This is a genomic window from Burkholderia sp. BCC1998, assembly GCF_905339875.1.
Lineage (GTDB): Bacteria > Pseudomonadota > Gammaproteobacteria > Burkholderiales > Burkholderiaceae > Burkholderia.
This window is the reverse complement of the sequence record NZ_CAJPHE010000032.1, coordinates 53,690-74,077: the sequence shown is the minus strand read 5'-3', so window position 1 is coordinate 74,077 and position 20,388 is coordinate 53,690. Positions and strand designations below refer to the sequence as shown.

Genomic DNA, 20,388 nt, shown 5'->3' with positions numbered 1-20,388 from the left:
TTCACCTCGTTCATCGTGCGCAGCAGGTCGCGCGGCGGCGCGAAAATTTCGCGCGACGTCGCACCGATTTCGGTCGTCGTCGCCGCGGTTTCATTGGCGGTCGCCTGCTGCTCGCGCGACGTCGCCGCGATTTCGGCGACCGACGTCGTCACCTGCAGCGACGACTGCTGCGCCTGCGACACGAGGCTCGCGAGCTGTTCGGCCATCCGGTTGAAGCCGTCCTGCAACGTGCCGAATTCGTCGCTGCGGCGCAGGTCGAGCCGCTGCGCGAGGTTGCCGGTGCGCATTGCGTCGTGCACCTCGACGAGCCGCGCCATCGGCCCCGTGATCGCGCGGAACAGCGCATAGCCGGTCGCGAGCGCGACCAGCAGCACGACGCTCAGCGCGGTCGCGAGCGTCGCTTCCGCCGTGTTGACCGACGTGCGGATCTGCCGTGCCGAATCGTCGGCCTGGCCGCGGTTTTCGTCGACCAGCGCGTCCGCGACACGGACTACGTTCTCCCACGCCGTCGTCACGTGCGCGAAGTTGGCCCGCGCAGCCGCGCGGTCGCTCGCCGCCGCATGCGCTGCGTCGTTCAACAGCGGCAGGTACTGGTCGTATGCGGCCCGGAGCGCGGCGAATCGCGCCTTGTCGTCGTCGCGGAACAGCGTCGCCTCGTATTGCGTCGACGCCTGATCGAAACGCCGCAGCGCTTCCGGAAGCCGATCGAGATCGCGCTTCGTGCCGTCTGAATCGCCGTCGCTGAAGATCGCGCGTTCGACCACCGTATAGCTTTGATTGGTCGCGGCGCGCAGCGACGTCGACAGGTACAGGCCCGGCACCGAATCCCGCTGGAGGCTGTCGGCAGCGGCGTCGATCGCCGTCAATCGGGTGTATGAAATCGCGGCCATGACCAGCATCAGCACGAAGATCGCGCCGAAGCTGAGCACGATGCGCTTGCCGAGCGTGAAGCGTCCGCCGCGCAGCAGGGCGGGCAAAGGGGGCGTGCCGGCGCGGGGCGTCGTCGCAGTGGCCATGTCTATCTCCCGTAGGGCTTGGGTCGTCTGGATCCGGCGGCGCGAAGTGCAGAGAAAACGATTCGGTCGCGGGTCGGCGCGATCGATCGAATCGTTCCGGATGGGTGCCCGATTGCCGACGCCCCGCATGCTGTCATGCGGCGCGTCTGATCGCAATCGAATTTTTTACGCATTGAGCCATGCTTTTTTCATCCCATTAAAGATAGGTCAATACGCAGACGTTTGCGGAAATTTGAAAGGGAGCAGGGGTAGGTTGCTGCCGGTATTTCGGCTGGCCGGCCGACGATGGGGCATCTGCGGCCTGAAATGCGGAACAATGACGCATAATCGAATCGTTTGAAATCTAATTGAAATGTTTCCGATATGGGGATGTGAGCATGACTATCGATTTTCGTGTCGCCCAACTCGTGAAAGTCGCGCAAAGACTCTGTAAGTTCGTGAAGAGGCGGCGGGAGAATGAAGCGATGAAGAAGACGAAATGGCTCTGTCAAGTTGACGAGCGCACGCTACGTGTCTTCCTCAAGAGTCGTTATCCTTATCAGACAACTTCGTTGGCTGCGGGAGAGGCAGTCCAACCATGGCACGTGGCGAGGCGTTCTTTGAGTATGGCGCGATGACATACCGCGTTCATCTGACGTCTCGGCAGGGAATTTCCGCCTTCACCGCCGGATAACTGCGCAGTTGATCGGTCACAATCTTACGCAGCACCGGGTTTGAGCGCAGCATCCGCCGGAAGAAGCGCTTGCGTGCTGGCAACGCAAACCGCCACCGGGATTGCTACTGCACTCCGATTGCGGCGCCCAATACGTCAGTCGCGCGTACCGGAAATTGACCGCCGCGTTCAAGATAAACGTTTCAATGAGCCGCCGTGCCAACGCCTGGGATAACGCCCCCCGATGGAGAGCTTCCTCAAGACGTTGCAGGTCGAAAGAATCTACCAGACTCACTACGATACGCGTGCCCACGCCCGAGGCGGCGCTTGACCAAGCGCAGCACCGATTGATCGATATAGGTTTGCCGACATCCCGCTGCTCTGCCGCTTAAGCCCGACTCACCATAGCGACGACTGAAAGCTGTAGCTTGTGTCGGCATTTTGATTTGGCATGGCGGATGATTTGCGATGAGAGTGCAAAGTTGAACGACAAACATGTAGTCGAACGGCTCCGATTTATCATCCTCGCGCAGCCTGTCGGACGAAGGGCTGGAGGATGCGCTGTACGACAGCATTGCGATGCGGGCGTTTGCCGGGATTGATCTGGCCGTCGAGAACGTGCCGGATGCGACCACGCTGCTGAAGTTCCGGCGCCTGCTTCTCGCACATGACCTGACGCGCAAGCTGTTTGACGAAATTGGCATCTCGCTGTGCGAACGCGGGCTGATGATGAAGGAAAGCACGCTGGTCGATGCGACGATCATCGAAGCGCCGCCGCCGACCAAGAACGCCGAGAAGCGTCGCGATCCGGACATGCATCAAACGAAGAAAGGCAACGAGTGGCACTTCGGCATGAAGGCGCACATCGGCGTCGATGCGGATTCGGGGCTGGTTCACAGTGTGGTCGGCACGTCCGCCAACGTGTCGGATGTTTCGCAAGCGCACGCGCTGTTGCACGGTCACGAGCAAGAAGCGTTCGGCGACGCGGGCTACATCGGCGTAGACAAGCGCGATGAAATGAGGAGCAAGTCCGTGAAGTGGCGCGTGGCGGCCAAGCGAGGAAAGATCAAGGCGATGCAGGAACAACAAATACCCGCGCACCACCCTCCCCCCTCCCCCGTACCGGCAACCACCAGGCAAACTGTACCGGTACTGTACAGAAAACCGTCGCTACACTGACTCCATCCCAGTCCCGAACACGAATGGAGAATCCGCGATGGACTTCCTCACCCTCAGCGCATTGCCCGCCGGCATGCTGTTCGCGCTCGTCACGTCGATCACGCCCGGCCCGAACAACACGATGCTGCTCGCGTCCGGCGTCAATTTCGGTTTCCGCCGCACGATGCCGCACCTGTTCGGCATCAGCATCGGCGTCGCGATCCTGATGCTGTGCGTCGGCTTCGGTCTCGGCGAAGCATTCCGCCGCGTGCCGGTCCTGTACACGATCCTCGAAGTCGCGAGCGTCGCGTACCTGCTGTACCTCGCCTGGCGCATCGGCACGTCCGGCGAAGTGAAGGCGCAAGGCGCCAAGCCGCGGCCGATGACGTTCCTCGAAGCCGCCGCGTTCCAGTGGGTCAATCCGAAGGCGTGGATGATGGTGCTGACCGCCGCGACGACGATCCGCCTGTCCGCCGACTACGGGATGAACGCCGCGTGGATGGCCGTCGTGTTCATCCTGATCGGCTTTCCGTGCATCAGCCTGTGGGCCGCGTTCGGCCAGGGCCTGCGCCGCTTCCTGTCGAACCGCCGCGCACTGCGCATCTTCAACGTGACGATGGCCGTGCTGCTGATCCTGTCGCTGTATCCGCTCGTCGCGCATCTGCTGCCGCAGTAAGCGCTCACGAGCACACCCGTTGAGCTTCACGCCGTGCAGGCGTACCCTTTTGGTACGGGCATGCGCAATCGCTTCGGCGGTTGCGCCGCATCTGCATGGAGGTGGCCGATGAAGCCAATGCTGAAGACCGGCGAGCACATCGAGGGCATGCACTGGATCGCCGAGTACCACCCGCTCACGCACGAGATCCGCGTGCTACGCGAAAACATCGAAGTGGGTACGTACTGCGCGCCGCCCACGCTGTTCGGCGACGAGGAAGCGCTGGGCGCCGCGAACCTTGCCGATCATCGCAGCCAGGAGGCCGCGCTGCGCGCGTATCTGCGCAACTTCGTCAAGGAACACGACGCGGAGGAGTAGCGGCGCGGCGGCTGGAATAGCGACGGGCCGCCGAAGCGGCCCGGTCTGTCGTTGTGCGTGTGAGCCGTCTTGCGACCCATCGCAGCATCCCGAACACACGCAGGGCCGGCGCATCGCCCCGGCCCCGAATCCGCTCAATGCCCGAGCGACTCGATCTTGCCGGACGGCTGCGTGACGCCGTGCGGCCGCGCCGCCTGCTTGATCAGCAACGCGAGGCACGCGAGCAAGCCCGCGACCGCGATCGTCGCGAACACGCCCGCGAACGAGAAGTGCCGGCGCGTCAGTTCGGCGACGAGGAACGACCCGGCGATCCCGCCGAAGCGGCCGACGCCCAGCATCCATGCCACGCCCGTACCGCGCCCTTCGGTCGGATAGAACGCGGCGGCAAGCGCCGGCATCGACGATTGCGCGGTGTTCATCAGCACGCCGGCGATGAACACGACCAGCACGAGCATCCCGACATTGCCTGCCGCCTGCCCGATCGCATACACGCTGATCGCGGTCAGCGCGTAACACACGGCAATCACGCGGTTCGCGTTGAAACGGTCCATCAGCACGCCGCACAGCACCGCGCCGACGCCGCCGAGCGGGAACAGCGCGGAGATCAGCGTCGCGCTCTTCGGCGTCAGACCGGCATCCTTCAGCAGGATCGGCATCCAGTTGATCGACGCGTAGAAGATCACGAGGCCCATGAAATACGCGATCCACAGCATCACCGAGCCGACGATGTACGAGCGCGACACCACGACGCCGATCCCCTTGCCGCCCGTCTGCGGCGCGGCTTCGGTCATCGCGAACGAGCCGGCGTTCAGCGCGTCGCGCGAGATCCGTGCGAGCGTCGCGCGGATCCGGTCGACGCCCTGCCCCTGCGCGACCATGAAGCGCACCGATTCCGGCATCTTCAGCAGCAACAGCACGCCGAGCAGCAGCGGCGTCACGCCGCCGAGCATCAGCACGCTGCGCCAGCCGAAATGCGGGATCATCCACGCGGCGAGAAAGCCGCCGAACGCGGCGCCGAGCGGGAAGCCGCAGAACATCAGGTTGATCACGGTCGCGCGGCGCTTGTCCGGGCAGAACTCGCCCATCATCGTGACCGCGTTCGGCATCGCGGCGCCCAACCCGACGCCGGTAATGAAACGCAGGATCGTCAGGTGTCCGATGGTGTTCGAGAACGCGGACACGAAGCACGCGACGCCGAACAGGAACACCGAGCCGAGCAGCAGCGAGCGGCGCCCGAGGCGGTCGGACAGCGGGCCGGACACGAGCGCGCCGCACGCGAGGCCGAACAGCGCGGCGCTCAGCACGGGGGCGAGATCGGGTTTGGTGAGGTTCCATTCGCCCAGCAGCGAAGGTGCGATGAAGCCGATCGCGGCCGTATCGAAGCCGTCGAGCAGCACGATCACGAAACACATCAGGAACACGAGCCACTGGAAGCCGCCGAACGGCTGCTCGTTGATGAAGGTCTGGACATCGACCACGGGTGCGCGATTCATCGCGTGTCTCCTATGTAAGCAACGCGGCCTGATGGCCGCGCCTTTCCTGGTTCGCGCACCGATTCGTCGCCGGCGCGTCATGCATCGTCGATACCTGCCGGCTGCGGCAGGCGTCGCGATCGGGTCACGTCCGGCGCAAGCCGGCCGTGTGATTCAGCCGCACCTAGGCGGCCGCATCCTGTTCCTTGAAGATCTTGTCCGCGAGATGGAACGCGGAATTCGCAGCCGGCACGCCGCAGTAGATCGCGGTCTGCAGCAGCACTTCCTTGATCTCGTCGCGCGTCACGCCGTTGTTGCGCGCGGCGCGCAGGTGCAGCGCGAGTTCCTCGCCGCGGTTCAGCGCGACCATCATCGCGATGGTCAGCAGGCTGCGCGTATGGCGCGGCAGGCCGTCGCGCGTCCAGATCTCCCCCCACGCATAGCGCGTGATCAGGTTCTGGAATTCGTCGGTCACTTCGGTGCGGTTCTCGATCGAACGGTCGACGTGCGCGTCGCCGAGCACCGCGCGACGCACCTTCATCCCTGCTTCATAACGTTGCTGGTCGTCCATCGTCGGTGCCTCACGCGGTCAGGAAATCGAGCAGCGCGCGGTTGAAGCCGTCGGTGCACTCGATGTTCGAAATGTGCGCGGCGTCGAATTCGACGTGACGCGCGCCCGGAATTGCAGCAGCCAGCGCACGGCCCTGGTCGGGCGGCGTCGACATGTCCTTCGCACCGGTCACGACGAGCACCGGCAGCGCGATGCCCTTCACTTCCTCGCGCAGGTCGGCCGCGTTCAGCGCGTCGCAGTTCGCCGCGTAACCGTCCTTGTCGGTATGCACGAAGGTGTCGCGGATCGCGTCGAACAGGCGCGGCTCGCGTTCGACGAACGCGTCGGTGAACCAGCGCGGCAGCACGGCGTCGGCCAGCGCGGCCATCCCTTCGGCACGCGCCTTCTGCGCACGCGGCGCCCACACTTCCGGCGAGCCGATCTTCGCGGCGGTGTTCGACAGCACGGCGCGCACGATGCGCGACGGGAAGCGCGCGGCGAGCGCGGCGCCGGTCAGGCCGCCCATCGAGATCCCGCAGAAGTGCGCGCGCTCGATGCCGACGTGGTCGAGCAGGCCGATCACGTCGCCCGCGAGCTGGTCGACCGTGTACGAGCCGGCCGGCGCTTCGGAATGGCCGTGGCCGCGCGTGTCGTAGCGCAGGATGTTGAAGTGCTGCGTGAGCGGGCGGATCTGCGGCGCCCACATCTGCAGGTCGGCGCCGAGCGAGTTCGAGAAGACGAGCCACGGCGCGTCGTCGCGCGCGGCACGGTCGATCCGGTAATGCAGTTTCACGCCGTTGACAGTGGCGAAAGGCATCAGTGTTCTCCTGGTTGTGTCGTGCCCGCGTGCAGCGCGAGCACGGCGTCGACGTAGGCCTGCGCCTCGCCGACGTAATGTGCGGGATCGAGCAGCCGCGCGAGCGCGTCGCGCGACAGATGGGCCGATACGGTCGCATCGGCGGCGAGCACGTCGAACAGCGTCGCGCCGGTGCGCACGGCTTCCTTCGATGCATGCTCGACGACATGATGCGCATCGAGCCGGCCGATCCGGTCGCCAAGTGCGAGCATCACGGCTTCGCCGAGGATCAGCCCGTGCGTGAGGTCCAGGTTCGCGGCAAGGCGCCCGGTGTTCACGTCGAGGCCCGCGACGATCTGTGCGATCTGCGCGAGCGCGCCGCCGGTCAGGCGCGCGAGGTCGGGCAGCGCATCCCATTCGGCCTGCCAGCCGCCGAGCGCGCGCTCGTGCTCCTGGACCATCCCCGCGAACACGGTCGCGACGAGATTCGGCGCGCGCACCGCGGCGGTCAGCACGGCCGCGCAGCCGACCGGGTTGCGCTTGTGCGGCATCGTCGACGAGCCGCCCTTGCCGGCGGCCGCCGGTTCGCCGAGCTCGCCGACCTCGGTCTGCATTTGCAGCGACACGTCGCGCGCGATCTTGCCGAGCGTGCCGGTCAGCATCCCGAAGCACGACGCAGCTTCCGCGATGCGGTCGCGCTGCGTATGCCACGGCACGGCCGGCAGCGCGAGCTGCAGGTCGGCCGCGAGCGCGGCGCTCACGCCGGCCGCGTGCTCGCGCAGGCTCGCCAGCGTGCCGGCGGCGCCGCCGAACTGCAGCACCAGTGCGCGCGCACGCAATTCGGCGAAGCGCGCGCGATGGCGCAGCAGCGCGTCGAGCCATTGGGCAAATTTGAGGCCGAGCGTGATCGGCAGCGCCTGCTGCAGCCACGTGCGGCCGATCATCGGCGTCGCGCGATGCGCGCGCGCGAGCGCCGCGAGCGACGCGCACGCTTCGTCGAGCAGCGGCTCGAGCACGTCGAGCGTGTCGCGCAGCTGCAGCACGGTCGCGGTATCGATGATGTCCTGGCTCGTCGCGCCCCAGTGCACGAACTTCGCGGCCTCCGGGTCGTCGGCCTTCACTTGCGCGGTGAGCTGCTTGACGAGCGGGATCGCGAGATTGCCGCCGAGCGCCGCGCCGTGCGCGAGCGCGTCGGCGTCGAGCCGGCCGGCGTCGCACGCGCGTTCGATCGGCGCGACCGCGGTAGCGGGAATCACCTGCTGCGCGGCGAGCGCGCGCGCGAGCGCGGCCTCGACGTCGAGCATCCGCTGGATCGTCGCGCGGGGCGACCAGATCCGGTTGAGCGGCTCGGTGCCGCAGATGAGGGAGGTCAGGCGGGCGCTGTCTTCGAGCATGGCATCAGAGTGGGGAAACGGCGTGCGCCTATTGTCTACCCAAGCGTGCCGGCGTGCGCGCGATCGCGCGCGCCGGCACGCTTGCCGGTCAGGCCGCGGCCTTGCGCGTCGCGTCGATCAGCGGCACGCCGGTCAGCTTCTGCAGTTCGTCGAACGACAGGTCGGTGAAGATCTCGCTCACCGCGAGGCCGTCGGCCGTCACGTCGAGCACGGCGAGATCGGTGTAGATGCGGCTCACGCATTGCACGCCGGTGACCGGATACGAGCACTGCGCGACGATCTTGCTCTCGCCCTGCTTCGTCAGGTGTTCCATCATCACGAACACCTGCTTCGCGCCGATCGCGAGGTCCATCGCACCGCCGACGGCCGGAATCGCGTCGGGCGCGCCCGTATGCCAGTTCGCGAGGTCGCCGTTCGCCGACACCTGGAACGCGCCGAGCACGCAGTAGTCGAGGTGGCCGCCGCGCATCATCGCGAACGAATCCGAGTGGTGGAAATACGCGCCGCCGGTGAGCAGCGTCACGTGCTGCTTGCCGGCGTTGATCAGCTCGTCGTCTTCCTCGCCGGGCGCGGGCGCCGGGCCCATGCCGAGCAGGCCGTTCTCGCTGTGCAGGAAGATCTCCTTGCTCGGGTCGAGGTGGTTCGCCACCAGCGTCGGCACGCCGATGCCGAGGTTCACGTACGCGCCTTCGGGGATGTCCTGGGCGACGCGCTTGGCCATTTCATCGCGGGTCAGTCGTTTCATTTCGGGTCTCCTCGGTCAGGCAGCTTGCGATGCAGCGTGTTCGGCAGCCAGCTCGGCCGCGTGCGCGGCCTGCGGCACCTCGACGACGCGCTGGACGAAAATGCCCGGCGTCACGATGTGTTCCGGGTTCAGCCCGCCGAGCGGCACGACTTCCGACACCTGGACGATCGCGACCTTCGCGGCGCTGGCCATGATCGGCCCGAAGTTGCGCGCGGTCTTGCGATAGACGAGGTTGCCCCAGCGATCGCCCTTGTACGCCTTGACCAGCGCGAAATCGGCGTGGATCGGCGTCTCGAACACGTACGACTTGCCGTCGATCACGCGCGTTTCCTTGCCTTCCGCGAGCTTCGTGCCGAAGCCGGTCGGCGTGAAGAAGCCGCCGATGCCGGCGCCCGCCGCGCGGATCCGCTCCGCGAGGTTGCCCTGCGGCACGAGCTCCAGCTCGATCTCGCCCGCGCGATACAGCGCGTCGAACACCTGCGAGTCGCTCTGGCGCGGGAACGAGCAGATGATCTTGCGCACCTGCTTCGCCTTCAGCAGCGCCGCGAGGCCCGTCTCGCCGTTGCCCGCGTTGTTGTTGACGATCGTCAGGTCGCGCGCGCCCTGTTCGATCAGCGCGTCGATCAGCTCGGACGGCATGCCGGCCGTGCCGAAACCGCCGATCATGATTGTCGCGCCATCGTGGATGTCGGCCACCGCCGACTGAAGCGATTCGAAAATCTTGTTGACCATGTCTCTTCCTGATACGAACCCGCGGCTCGATGCGCGGCCTGTCGAGGGGACACGCGCGTGTGTCGCGTGCCGCGTCGAAGGCCGTCGTCGACCTTCGGCATTTGTTCGCTATTCGAACCGAGATTCGATTAGCGAACGATGGGCCGATCATAGAGTCGCGCACAGCGCGTTGTCAAGGCGGGATCCCTCGGGGGGCGTCTGGTCGTCGAACGGCAGGCCGACGTAGTTTTCGGCGAGCGACTGCGCGGCGGCCCGCGAGCGCGTCACGTACTTCAGCTCGGCAAACTTCAGGCGATTGACGAACGGCGAATCCTCCGGGGACGCATGCAGCATGTTCGTCATGAAGTACGAGAAATGCTCGGCGCGCCACACGCGTTCGAGACAGGTCGCCGAATAGCGCTCGAGCGGCGTCGCGTCGCCGTTGCGGTAACGGGCGCCGAGCGCGCGGGACAGCGCGCGGACGTCGGCCACCGCGAGGTTCATCCCCTTCGCGCCGGTCGGCGGCACGATGTGCGCGGCGTCGCCGGCGAGGAACAGGCGGCCGTGCTGCATCGTCTCCGACACGAAGCTGCGCATCGGCGTCACGCTCTTCTGCGTGATCCGGCCCTCGGTCGGCGTCCAGCCGGTGTCGTTCGAGAAGCGCGTGTGCAGTTCGTCCCAGATCCGCGCGTCGGACCATTCGGCGAGGTCTTCGTCGGGCTTGCACTGCAGGTAGAGGCGCGTGACCGTCGGCGAGCGCATCGAGAACAGTGCGAAACCGTTGTCGTGATGCGCGTAGACGAGTTCGTCGAGCGACGGCGCCGCGTCGGCGAGGATGCCGAGCCACGCGAACGGATAGACGCGCTCGAACGTGTTCAGCCGCTCGGCCGGAATCGTCTGGCGCGCGATGCCGTGAAAGCCGTCGCAGCCGGCGATGTAGTCGCAGTCGATGCGGTCTTCGCGGCCGTCGGCATGCTTGAACGTGACGAACGGGCGCTCGCTCTCGACATCGTGCAGCGCAACGTCGCTCACTTCGAAATGCATCGCGTGGCCGTGCTCGACGCCGGCCGCGATCAGGTCGCGCACCACTTCGTGCTGGCTGTAGACGGTGATCGCGCGCCCGCCGGTGAGCGCGCTCAGGTCGATGCGATGGCGCTGGCCCGAGAACAGCAGCTCGATGCCGTGGTGTTCGAGCCCTTCGCGGCGCATACGGTCGCCGAGGCCGGCTTCGTTCAGCGTGTCGACCGTGCCCTGCTCCAGCACGCCGGCGCGGATGCGATTCTCGCAATATTCGCGCGAACGCGCCTCGACGAGGATGGAATCCACGCCTTGCAGGCGCAGCAGATGGGAAAGCAAAAGGCCGGACGGACCGGCGCCGATGATGGCGACCTGGGTGCGCATTGTTCGTCTCCTGAACAGTAATTCGAATCGTGGAACACATTTGAGCGCTTTCCCGACTATGCAGCAACGCGATTCAGGAGATATGTTCTATACGTTTTCCAGATACTGGCCTGGCGATGGATACGCTCGATCTGAACCTCATTCCCTACCTCGTCGCGCTGGACGACACGCGCAACGTCAGCCGCGCCGGCGACCTGCTCGGCGTGAGCCAGCCGCGCGTGAGCACCGCGCTCGGCCGCCTGCGCGAGTATTTCGGCGATCCGCTGTTCGTGCGCACGTCGCGCGGGATGGAGCCGACGCCGCGCGCGCTCGCGCTGCTGCCGGCCGCGCGCGATGCGCTCGCGCAGATCGAGCGCGGCCTCGTCGCGCCGCACGACTTCGATCCGGCGGCGAGCACGCATACGTTCTCGATCGCGCTGTCGGACGTCGGCGAGATCGTGTTCCTGCCGAAGCTGCTGCAGGCGTTCGCGACGCGCGCGCCGCACGCGAACCTGCGCTCGGTCTCGCTCGCACACGACGAAGTCGGCCGCGGCCTCGAAGCCGGCTCGATCGATCTCGCGGTCGGCTATTTCCCCGATCTCGACGGCAACAACTTCTTCCAGCAGCGTCTGTTTACACACCGGTTCGTCTGCCTGATGCGGCGCGGCCATCCGCTCGAACAGGCGCGCCCGTTCACGGCCGAGCAGTTCCTCGCATGCGGGCATGCGGTGGTGCGCGCCGAAGGGCGCAGCCAGGAGGTGCTCGAGAAATACCTCGCGAAGCAGCGCATGCAGCGCCGCGCGGTGCTCGAGACGCCGCACTTCATGAGCCTGCCGTTCATCCTGAGCCGCACCGACCTGATCGCGACGGTGCCGCACGCGATCGGCTATGCGTATGCGGCGGAGCACGCGTTCATCGTGCCGGTCGAGCCGCCGGTGCCGCTGCCGCGCTTCGACCTGAAGCAGCACTGGCATCGCAAGTTCCACAACGATCCGCGCACCGCGTGGCTGCGCGGCGTCGTCGCGTCGCTGTTCAACGACGAGCAGGACGAATGGCCGAAGTGACGCGGGGTGTGCGGCAGGCCGCACGCACGACCCGCGAAAGCATGAAACAATGACCGGATATCCGCGCCGCCACAGGCGGCCGCATTCGATGGAGCGACTAGATGGGTAAAAAGAACGCGCGGCCCGAGCCGGCCGCATCCCGGCCGAGCCGCGAAGAAGCGGAGGATGCCGTTCGCGTGCTGCTGCGCTGGGCCGGCGACGATCCCGCCCGCGAAGGGCTGCTCGACACGCCGGCGCGCGTCGTGCGCGCATACGAAGAGTTCTTCGCCGGCTATGCGCTGGAACCGCGCGACATCCTCGCGCGCACGTTCAGCGAAGTCGACGGCTACGACGAGATGATCGTGCTGAAGGACATCCGCTTCGAGAGCTACTGCGAGCACCACATGGTGCCGATCATCGGCCGCGCGCACGTCGCGTATCTGCCGAACCATCGCGTCGTCGGCATCTCGAAGCTCGCGCGCCTCGTCGACGCGTTCGCGAAGCGCCTGCAGATCCAGGAAAAGATGACCGTGCAGATCGCCGACACGCTGTTCGACGTGCTGCAGCCGAAGGGCGTCGGCGTGATTCTCGAAGCCGCGCACCAGTGCATCTCGACGCGCGGCATTCACAAGCCGGGCGTCGAAATGGTCACGTCGCGCATGCTCGGCACGTTCCGCACCGATCCGTCGACGCGGCGCGAATTCCTGTCGATCGTCGCCAATCCTTCTTCAGTCAACCTGACGAATACGTAATGCAGTCCACGAAGCAAGCGGCACACGCGCCGGTCGTGCTCGTGACCGGCGCCGCGCGCCGGGCCGGGCGCGCGTTCGCCGAGTATTTCGCCGCGCACGGCTATCGCACCGCGGTCCACTACGACCGCTCCGCCGATGCCGCACAGGCGGCGGCCCGCGCGATCGCCGAACGCGGGCATGATTCGGTCGCGTTGCAGGCCGACCTGTCGGATGCCGCGCAGATCACCGCACTGATCGACCAGGTGTATGCGCGCTTCGGCCGCCTCGACGTGCTGGTCAACAACGCGTCGGTGTTCTGGCAGGACCATTTCCCGAGCTTCGACCTCGCGGCATTCGACCAGGCGTGGGCCGTCAACTGCCGCGCGCCGATCCTGCTCACGCGCGCGTTCTACGAACGGGCCCGTGCGGCCGGCACGCAGGGCGTCGTCGTCAACGTGGTCGACCAGAAGATCAAGGAAAACTTCCACCGCGACCATTTCAGCTACACGGTCGCGAAGGCCGCGCTCGGCAACCTCACGCAGATGCTCGCGCTGTCGTCGTCGCCGGTGCTGCGCGTGAATGCGGTGTTCCCCGGGCTGATGCTGCCGAGCGACGACCAGACGCAGGCCGACTTCGAACACGCGAGCCGCGCGTCGACGCCGCTCGCGCGCATCGCCGGCCCCGACGATGTCGCGAGCGCGATCCTGCTGCTGACGGGCAGCGCGTACAACGGCGTGGATTTCGTCGTCGATGCGGGGCAGAACCTGATCCGCGTCGACCAGGACGTGCTCTACAAGCATCGCTCGCCGGCCGGCAAGCACTGACGAAGCGGGGGTGCGGCGGCAGCCGTGCACCCTCTTGGCACACCGGTGTGCTGGTGTTGGTGCGCGCCTTCGCCTGCGCCTGCGTCTGCGTCTTCGCCGCGCGAACGACAGTTTCGCCGTTCGCGCGCCGCGTTACGGCTTCTCGCCGCTGCCGCCTTCGCGGACCTTGCCCTGCGCGACGCTCGTGCCGGGCGGCACGCTGTGCGTAAGCCACACGTTGCCGCCGATCACCGAGCCGCGCCCGATCGTCACGCGGCCGAGAATGGTCGCGCCCGCGTAGATCACCACGTCGTCCTCGACGATCGGATGCCGCGCATTGCCCTTCACCAGCGTGCCGTCCCCATCGGCCGGGAAGCTCTTCGCGCCGAGCGTGACGGCCTGGTACACGCGCACGCGCTCGCCGATGATCGCGGTTTCGCCGATCACGACACCGGTGCCGTGGTCGATGAAGAAGCTCGGGCCGATCTGCGCGCCCGGGTGAATGTCGATGCCGGTGGCCGAGTGCGCGATTTCATTGATGAAACGGGCGAGCAGCGGCACACCGAGTTGGTGCAGCGCATGCGCGAGCCGATGGTGCATCATCGCGAACACGCCGGGATAGCACAGCAGGATCTCGGTGATGTGCTGCGCGGCCGGATCGCCCGCGTAGGCAGCCTGGATGTCGCTGACCAGCAGCGCGCGAACCGCCGGCAACTGCCGGCCGAACTCGCGTGCGATCTCGAACGCGCGTTCGTCGAGTTCCGCGAACGGCGTGTCCGCATGCTCAGGCAGGAACGGCAGCGCGCGGCGAATCTGTTCGGACAGGATCCGCAGCGTGCTTTCGAGCGTGTGGCCGACGTAGTAGTCGACGCTTTCGTCGGTCAGATCCGGCGCGCCGTAGTGCGTCGGGAACATCGACGCACGCAGGCCGGTGACGATCTTGCAGATCGCGTCGCGCGACGGCAGCTCGCGGATGCCACGCGGATGACGCGTGCGGTGAAGTTCCTCGCGCGATTCGCGCAAGCCGGCAACGATTTCTTCGAGGCCCCACTGACGGGCGGGTGATGTCGACATATGCCAATGCAGGCAGCCGCGCGCGATCGCACGGCCGCTAATAAAGTGACGGGTTCCGCAAGATTACCGCGTTTTTGCCGGGCAGCGGCACGCCGGGGGATCGGCCGGACGGCCGCCGCTGCCGCCGCGCGACGGCGTCAGATCGTGACGCTGCTCGCGTCGATCCAGCGCACGGCCCAGTCGCGCGCATGCGCGATCGCGTCGCCTTCGTCGTTGAACTGGAGCTCGCTCGGGAAAAAACGGTTCGCGACGAGTTCCCCGTCACTCGATCGGGAGATCACGACGTAGGGCTTGAACGACCCGTCAGTGGCGCGCGCGGGCGCGCAATTCAACAGATAACCGCGGTGCGTGAAGGCAGTAGTCGCTTGCATGAATCCGCCACCTCTAGTCCCTTTGCTTGTTGTTCGCTACCCGTCTCTAAGGGTGCTGCGGCGCCCGGTGCGGGCAGAGTCGGCGCGTACTGCATCCCCTGTCGCCGCTTCGCAGGAAAAGAATCATACTCTGTAGAAAACGGGTGTTCTAGCTGAAATAAATCATGACAAATCAGTGCGCGCCACGCGACCGCGGCGATCGCCCGCGCACCATTTTCCCGTCTTGCCCGGAACGGGATTTGCTTCGATCCGGAGCGCTACGCCGCCAGGAGAGCCGTGATGGAAACGTCAGCTCAAGCGCACGCCGCGCATCCGCGCAGCATCGAACTCGACAACGACGATACGCACGACAGCACCGTCGACACCGACGGCAAGAATCGCGAGGCGGCGCGTCTCGCGAGCGGCAACCCCTTCCCGCCCGACCAGATCACGGGCAGCAACGCGTCGCTCGTCAACGCGATGCCCGAGGCCGGCGACGGCTTCGCCGGCTTCGACAGTCGGCCGGGCGGCAATCATCCGGCGTTCGCGCTGCGGGCCGGCTACATGGTGATCGAGAAGGGGTTCGACGCGCCGTCGCACGCGGGCGACGCGCCGTACGGCCCGGTTCACCGGATGTACGGCAGCGCGCACTGGCCCGGCCACGGACGCCGGCCGGAACGGGTGATCGAAATTACCGCGGTGCCGCGGTAACGCACGCGGCGTTTGAATCGATCGTTCGTTCGGCGGGTTGAAGGGCGCCGACGCCCGATGGCGGCGGACCGGCGTGCGCGTTAGCGCGCCGGTCGATCGTTCGGTGCGCAGGCGGTGCGATCTTCCGAAGCGGCGCTGGAATCGATATCAGCGCCCGATTCGTGTTCGGCACGCGGGATTTCACGACGTCGATGCATCGGTGTTGATCGAAGTCACGTCATCGCGATACGGATGCGCTTCAATGCCCATTCGCGACCGCCGGCACGTCGCTGCAAAGTCCCTGCCGTTGGTTTACCCTGCCTCGCAGCGACGCACGGCCGCCCCGGCCGTTCGGCCGACTTCCGTTCAATCCGCCACTTGGAGACACTATGTACAAGCGCATTCTGGTTGCCATCGACGGCAGCGACACGGCACGCCACGCGTTCGATGCCGCCCTCGCGCTCGCAAAGGAGCACGGTGCCGAACTGCAGCCGTTCTACGTCGTCGAAAACGCCGCGATCTACTACAACGTGCCGGGCTACGACCCGTCCGTGCTGCGCGATCAGCTCATCGCGCAAGGCAATGCGCTCGCGGCGGATTTCAAGAAGCTGATGCAGGCGGCCGGCGTGAAGGGCGAGACGCTGACGAGCGAGGCGTCGTCGCTCAACGACGTGTCGACGCTGATCCTCGACGGTGCGAAAGCGTTCGGCGCCGACCTCCTCGTGCTCGGCACGCACGGCCGTCGCGGGTTCCGTCGCCTCGTGCTCGGCAGCATCGCCGAACAGTGCGTGCGGCATGCGACGCTGCCCGTGCTGCTGATCCCGGCCGCCGCGCATACGGACGATCAGGAAGGCTGATCGGCATCGGCATCGGCATCGGCGTGCGCGGCGCGCCGCGCATGCGCAGCGGCACGCCTGCACGCAGGCTGCTGCGATGCCCGCGGCATGTGCGCGCGGTCGCGACGTTTTGTCGCCCGACAGCGGCAACTTGCGGTGGGACAATGATTCCGTCGATTCAATGCCGGAGTAAACGATCATGTTGACGCCCGTCGCCACACGCCCCGCCGTTCCGTCCCATGCAGGCACCTGGGCGCCCCGCCAGGCCCCGCACTGCTCGTCGTGCGCAATGCGGCACCTGTGCATGCCGCAAGGCCTCGCACCCGACGCGCTCAGCCGCCTCGAATCGGTCATCTGCGCGGCGCGCCCGGTCAAGCGCGGCGAAGCGCTGTTCCGCGAAGGCGACACCTTCGACAACCTGTACGCCGTGCGCTCGGGTTCGCTGAAAACCGTCGCCACGCGCCACGACGGCCGCGAGCAGGTCACCGGCCTGCACCTCGCGGGCGAGGCGCTCGGCCTCGACGGCATCTGCGACGACACGCACCCGCGCACCGCGGTCGCACTGGAGGACAGCTCGGTCTGCGTGATTCCGTACAGCGCGCTCAAGTCGCTGTGCTCGGAAGCCGGCACGATGCAGCTGCGCATGCACAAGCTGATGAGCGAGCAGATCGTGCGCGAAACGTCGCAGACCATGCTGCTCGGTTCGCTGAACGCCGAAGAGCGCGTCGCCGCATTCCTGCTCGACGTGTCGGCGCGCTACCTGAAGCGCGGTTACTCGCCGTCGGAATTCAACCTGCGGATGACGCGCGAAGACATCGGCAGCTACCTCGGCATGACGCTCGAAACGGTCAGCCGCACGCTGTCGAAGTTCCAGAAGCGCGGCCTGATCGAAATGCACGGCCGCCTCGTGCAGATCGTCGACTTCGACGGCCTGCACCACGTCTGACCCCGCGCGGCGCGTGACCTGCGCGCCGCCGCCCGCCGCGACCCGCCACGATCCGCCGCGCCCGCCTCGATCAGTCGAGAAACAGCGCGGCGCGCGCCTTCAGTGCCGTGCTGAAGTCGTCGAGCCAGCCGATCGACAGGCGCCAGCTCTGCCAGTACAGATCGATATCGACGGTCCGCCCGCGCGACATGTCGACCAGTTCGCCCGCCGCCAACTGGCGATCGACCATCCGGTCCGGGCACATCCCCCATCCCAGCCCCGTTTCGCAAGCGCGCAGGTAGCCCGCGACGTGCGGGATCCAGTGTTGCGGCGGATCGAGATCCGCGCGCGTCACGCGCCGGATGAAGCGCGCCTGCAAGCCGTCCTTCGAATTGAACATCACGCACGGCGCGCGGCGCAGCGCATCGCGCGTGATGCCCGCACCAAAATAGCGCGCGTAAAACGCCGGCGAACACACCGCGCGATAGCGGATTCGCCCGAGCCGCGTCGACCGGCATCCCTGGATCGGCTCGGCCTGCGCGGTCACCGCGCCCTGCACGCTGCCGTCGCGAATCCGCGCGGCCGTATGGTCCTGGTCGTCGATCACGAGGTCGAGCAAGGTCTCGCGCTCGGTGCAGAACGGCCCAACCGCATCGATGAACCAGGTCGCGACGCTGTCGTCGTTGACGGCCACGCGCAACGTCGGCCATGCGCTCGCGATCTGGCCCGGCAAGGCGGGCATCCTGCCGCCCAGTTCGGCCTCGAGCAACTGCACGCGCTCCGTATGCCGGCACAGCAGCGCACCCGACGTCGTCGCGACGCACGGCTGCCCGCGCTTGACGAGCACGCTGCCGACGCGCTCCTCCAGCAGTTTCACGCGCTGCGATACCGCCGACGGCGTGACGTTCAGCTCCTTGGCCGCCCGCTCGAACGAACCGTGCCGGATCACCGCCGCGAGGGCATCGAGCAATGCGTAGTCGAGCATTAGATTTCCTTAATCCGCATTAGGTGAATTAGCTTCTCTTATGTTCCAGCTCATCGCAGACTAGCGCCAACCGATTCACCCGTCTACTGCGTCACCGCTCCCCATCATGAACTGGATCGCTTTTTCCCACGGCGCCGCCCTGTGCGGGTCGCTCATCGTCACCATCGGCGCGCAGAACGCATTCGTGCTCCGGCAAGGCATCATGCGCTCGCATGTCGGCAAGATCGTGCTGCTGTGCGCGCTGTCCGACATGATCCTGATCGGCGCGGGCGTCGGCGGCGCGTCGGTCCTCGTCGAACGCTATCCGACCTTCGTCCACGCGGTGCTGTACGTCGGCCTCGCGTATCTCGCATGGTTCGGCTTCAACGCGCTGCGTCGCGCGTTCAAGCCGGGACACGCAACGCTCGACGTGCGCGGCGACGCCGTCGCGCCGCCGCCGCAGAGCGCGGTCGCGATCGTGCTGATGACGCTCGCGTTCACGTGGCTCAACCCGCACGTGTATCTCGATACGTTCCTGCTGATCGGCACGGCCGGTGCGCGAGAGCCGGAAGGCACGCGGCTGGCGTTCGCGATCGGCGCGATGTCGGTCAGCGTCGTGTGGTTCCTCGGGCTCGGATACGGTGCGCGACTGCTCGCGCCGTGGTTCCGCAAGGCCGTCGCGTGGCGCGTGCTGGACGGCGCGATCGGCAGCATGGTGCTGTTCCTGGCGGCCGTGCAGTTGCGATAACGGCCTCGGTGAATGATCGATCGCGGGCGGCAACTTGCCGCCCGTTTTTCGTTCCGCCACGGCGAAGCGGCCGGCTCCTCCCGTCTCTCCCGCTGCCACGCCCGGCCGCAACAAAATTCGGTTCCCGATCGAACGCGGCGGCACGAATGACCCACGCAGCAGACGATGCGTCCGCCGTCCGCTGCAATTCCTCCGTCTTCACGGCCGCGCGCACGCTGCACGAATCCGGTCGATCGGCGAGAATGTTCCAGCGTCCCGCGACAACGGCGAACGTGCTTCACCCGACCGCCGTCCCGTCGCATGCATCCCGGCCAATCCCGTCGTTCCAACCCGTCACCCTTCAGATTCCGGAGAGCAACATGGCACTACGCACCCTCGGCACCTCGGACATCCAGGTTTCCCCGCTCGCCTTCGGCGGCAACGTCTTCGGCTGGACCGTCGACGAAAACGCATCGTTTGCGTTGCTCGACGCGCTCGCCGACACCGGCATCAACTTCATCGACACGGCCGACGTCTATTCGGCCTGGGTGCCCGGCAACCGCGGCGGCGAATCGGAGACGATCATCGGCAAGTGGCTGAAGCGTTCCGGCAAGCGCGACCAGGTCGTGATCGCGACCAAGGTCGGCCTGCTCGACGCGCGTGCGGGCCTCACGAAAGACAACATCCTGAAGGCCGCCGACGATTCGCTGCGCCGCCTGCAGACCGACTACATCGACCTGTATTTTTCGCACCGCGATCTGGCCGATACGGCCCCGCTCGAAGAAACGCTTGCCGCATACCAGGCGCTGATCGACGCGGGCAAGGTGCGCATCATCGGCGCGTCGAACTACAGCGGCGCGCGCCTGCGCGAAGCCGCCGACATCAGCAAGCGCGACGGCCTGCCCGCGTACCAGGTGATCCAGCCGGAATACAACCTGATCAACCGCGCCGACTACGAGCGCGATCTCGAACCGGTCGTGCGCGACCTGCAGCTCGGCGTCGTCAACTACTACGCGCTCGCGAGCGGATTCCTGTCGGGCAAGTACCGCAGCGAGGCCGACCTGAAGAAGAGCGTGCGCGGCGATCGCGTCGCCCGCTATCTCGATGCGCGCGGCCTGCGCATTCTCGCGGCGCTCGACGATGTGTCGGCGAAGCACGGCACGCAGCCGGCCGCGATCGCGCTCGCATGGCAGATCGCGCGGCCGACGATCACCGCGCCGATCGCGAGCGCGACGTCGCTCGAACAACTCGCGCTGCTCGGCGAAGCGATTCGCGTGCGGCTCGACGATGAGGACATTCGGAAGATCGACGCGGCCAGCGCGGTCTGACGTCGCGTAC

Annotated in this window: 21 protein-coding genes and 3 pseudogenes; 12 read left to right on the top strand and 12 right to left on the bottom strand. The window is 66.7% G+C overall.

The features are described from left to right. Positions 1-1,016: methyl-accepting chemotaxis protein (locus U5A56_RS34220; RefSeq protein ID WP_321926952.1), on the bottom strand; the 1,016-nt coding region annotated here is incomplete at its 3' end. Positions 1,017-1,661: 645 nt separating this feature from the next. Further along, positions 1,662-1,766 (bottom strand): annotated as a pseudogene (locus tag U5A56_RS37245) (IS6 family transposase); the annotation flags it as partial. Between U5A56_RS37245 and U5A56_RS34215 the strand changes: the two are divergent. The 4 genes and pseudogenes from U5A56_RS34215 to U5A56_RS34200 all read left to right on the top strand — a co-directional run. Beyond that, positions 1,761-1,987: pseudogene (locus tag U5A56_RS34215) on the top strand (IS3 family transposase); the annotation flags it as partial. The pseudogenes U5A56_RS37245 and U5A56_RS34215 sit on opposite strands and share 6 nt — an antisense overlap. Before the next feature lie 215 nt (positions 1,988-2,202). Next, a pseudogene (locus tag U5A56_RS34210) lies at positions 2,203-2,751 on the top strand (IS5 family transposase); the annotation flags it as partial. 133 nt (positions 2,752-2,884) lie between these two features. Further along, entirely contained in the window at positions 2,885-3,502 is a 618-nt protein-coding gene (locus U5A56_RS34205; protein ID WP_044847535.1) for a LysE family translocator, read from the top strand. Between the two features lie 108 nt (positions 3,503-3,610). Next, positions 3,611-3,859, top strand: coding sequence for a hypothetical protein (locus U5A56_RS34200; protein WP_044847536.1), 249 nt, complete (start codon positions 3,611-3,613; stop codon positions 3,857-3,859). 134 nt (positions 3,860-3,993) lie between these two features. Here U5A56_RS34200 and U5A56_RS34195 read toward each other — a convergent pair whose 3' ends face one another. The 7 genes from U5A56_RS34195 to pobA all read right to left on the bottom strand — a co-directional run bounded on the left by U5A56_RS34195 (position 3,994) and on the right by pobA (position 10,928). Continuing rightward, complete coding sequence (locus tag U5A56_RS34195; RefSeq protein WP_321808878.1) at positions 3,994-5,352, bottom strand: MFS transporter; 1,359 nt, start codon at positions 5,350-5,352, stop codon at positions 3,994-3,996. Positions 5,353-5,515: 163 nt separating this feature from the next. Further along, on the bottom strand, positions 5,516-5,902 hold the full coding sequence (pcaC, locus tag U5A56_RS34190) for a 4-carboxymuconolactone decarboxylase (protein WP_044846455.1): 387 nt from the start codon (positions 5,900-5,902) through the stop codon (positions 5,516-5,518). A gap of 10 nt (positions 5,903-5,912) precedes the next feature. Next, entirely contained in the window at positions 5,913-6,698 is a 786-nt protein-coding gene (gene pcaD / locus U5A56_RS34185; protein ID WP_124489020.1) for a 3-oxoadipate enol-lactonase, read from the bottom strand. Next, the gene (locus U5A56_RS34180) at positions 6,698-8,071 is read right to left on the bottom strand and encodes a 3-carboxy-cis,cis-muconate cycloisomerase (RefSeq protein WP_321926950.1); all 1,374 of its coding nucleotides are present in this window, start codon (positions 8,069-8,071) and stop codon (positions 6,698-6,700) included. The genes pcaD and U5A56_RS34180 overlap by 1 nt, the downstream gene beginning before the upstream one ends. A gap of 88 nt (positions 8,072-8,159) precedes the next feature. Next, positions 8,160-8,816 (bottom strand): CoA transferase subunit B, encoded by a 657-nt coding sequence (locus U5A56_RS34175; protein WP_012365076.1) that lies wholly within the window; start codon positions 8,814-8,816, stop codon positions 8,160-8,162. 15 nt (positions 8,817-8,831) lie between these two features. Then, the gene (locus U5A56_RS34170; RefSeq protein ID WP_044846458.1) at positions 8,832-9,548 is read right to left on the bottom strand and encodes a 3-oxoacid CoA-transferase subunit A; all 717 of its coding nucleotides are present in this window, start codon (positions 9,546-9,548) and stop codon (positions 8,832-8,834) included. Positions 9,549-9,695: 147 nt separating this feature from the next. Continuing rightward, the gene (gene pobA / locus U5A56_RS34165; RefSeq protein ID WP_044846459.1) at positions 9,696-10,928 is read right to left on the bottom strand and encodes a 4-hydroxybenzoate 3-monooxygenase; all 1,233 of its coding nucleotides are present in this window, start codon (positions 10,926-10,928) and stop codon (positions 9,696-9,698) included. 116 nt (positions 10,929-11,044) lie between these two features. Here pobA and U5A56_RS34160 point away from each other — a divergent pair, with 116 nt between their 5' ends. The 3 genes from U5A56_RS34160 (at position 11,045) to U5A56_RS34150 (ending at position 13,505) form a co-directional block, all read left to right on the top strand. Beyond that, complete coding sequence (locus U5A56_RS34160; RefSeq protein WP_044846460.1) at positions 11,045-11,971, top strand: LysR family transcriptional regulator; 927 nt, start codon at positions 11,045-11,047, stop codon at positions 11,969-11,971. Between the two features lie 101 nt (positions 11,972-12,072). Further along, positions 12,073-12,702 carry a GTP cyclohydrolase I FolE gene (gene folE, locus U5A56_RS34155; RefSeq protein WP_044846461.1) on the top strand — a complete coding sequence of 210 codons (630 nt, stop codon included), beginning with the start codon at positions 12,073-12,075 and terminating at the stop codon, positions 12,700-12,702. Further along, complete coding sequence (locus U5A56_RS34150; RefSeq protein ID WP_044846462.1) at positions 12,702-13,505, top strand: SDR family oxidoreductase; 804 nt, start codon at positions 12,702-12,704, stop codon at positions 13,503-13,505. Before folE ends, U5A56_RS34150 begins: the two co-directional genes overlap by 1 nt. Positions 13,506-13,637: 132 nt before the next feature. On the opposite strand, the gene epsC is transcribed toward U5A56_RS34150, so the two are convergent. Together epsC and U5A56_RS34140 are read right to left on the bottom strand one after the other, a co-directional pair. Then, complete coding sequence (gene epsC, locus U5A56_RS34145; protein WP_124524118.1) at positions 13,638-14,558, bottom strand: serine O-acetyltransferase EpsC; 921 nt, start codon at positions 14,556-14,558, stop codon at positions 13,638-13,640. Between the two features lie 137 nt (positions 14,559-14,695). After that, positions 14,696-14,929, bottom strand: a complete 234-nt coding sequence (locus tag U5A56_RS34140) for a hypothetical protein (RefSeq protein ID WP_044846464.1) — start codon at positions 14,927-14,929, stop codon at positions 14,696-14,698. Positions 14,930-15,208: 279 nt separating this feature from the next. Between U5A56_RS34140 and U5A56_RS34135 the strand changes: the two genes are divergently transcribed. The 3 genes from U5A56_RS34135 to fnr all read left to right on the top strand — a co-directional run bounded on the left by U5A56_RS34135 (position 15,209) and on the right by fnr (position 17,380). Continuing rightward, entirely contained in the window at positions 15,209-15,619 is a 411-nt protein-coding gene (locus U5A56_RS34135; RefSeq protein WP_044846465.1) for a DUF3005 domain-containing protein, read from the top strand. 368 nt (positions 15,620-15,987) lie between these two features. Then, on the top strand, positions 15,988-16,455 hold the full coding sequence (locus U5A56_RS34130; RefSeq protein WP_257775497.1) for a universal stress protein: 468 nt from the start codon (positions 15,988-15,990) through the stop codon (positions 16,453-16,455). A gap of 178 nt (positions 16,456-16,633) precedes the next feature. Beyond that, positions 16,634-17,380 carry a fumarate/nitrate reduction transcriptional regulator Fnr gene (gene fnr / locus U5A56_RS34125; RefSeq protein WP_044846467.1) on the top strand — a complete coding sequence of 249 codons (747 nt, stop codon included), beginning with the start codon at positions 16,634-16,636 and terminating at the stop codon, positions 17,378-17,380. A gap of 70 nt (positions 17,381-17,450) precedes the next feature. Here the strand turns inward: fnr and U5A56_RS34120 are convergent, their stop codons facing one another. Then, on the bottom strand, positions 17,451-18,344 hold the full coding sequence (locus U5A56_RS34120; RefSeq protein WP_044846468.1) for a LysR family transcriptional regulator ArgP: 894 nt from the start codon (positions 18,342-18,344) through the stop codon (positions 17,451-17,453). A 106-nt stretch (positions 18,345-18,450) separates the two neighbouring features. Here U5A56_RS34120 and U5A56_RS34115 point away from each other — a divergent pair, with 106 nt between their 5' ends. Further along, positions 18,451-19,071, top strand: a complete 621-nt coding sequence (locus tag U5A56_RS34115) for a LysE/ArgO family amino acid transporter (RefSeq protein WP_044846469.1) — start codon at positions 18,451-18,453, stop codon at positions 19,069-19,071. A gap of 359 nt (positions 19,072-19,430) precedes the next feature. After that, positions 19,431-20,378: an aldo/keto reductase gene (locus U5A56_RS34110; RefSeq protein WP_321822394.1), complete on the top strand. Its 948-nt coding sequence runs from the start codon at positions 19,431-19,433 to the stop codon at positions 20,376-20,378. Positions 20,379-20,388 lie beyond the last annotated feature (10 nt).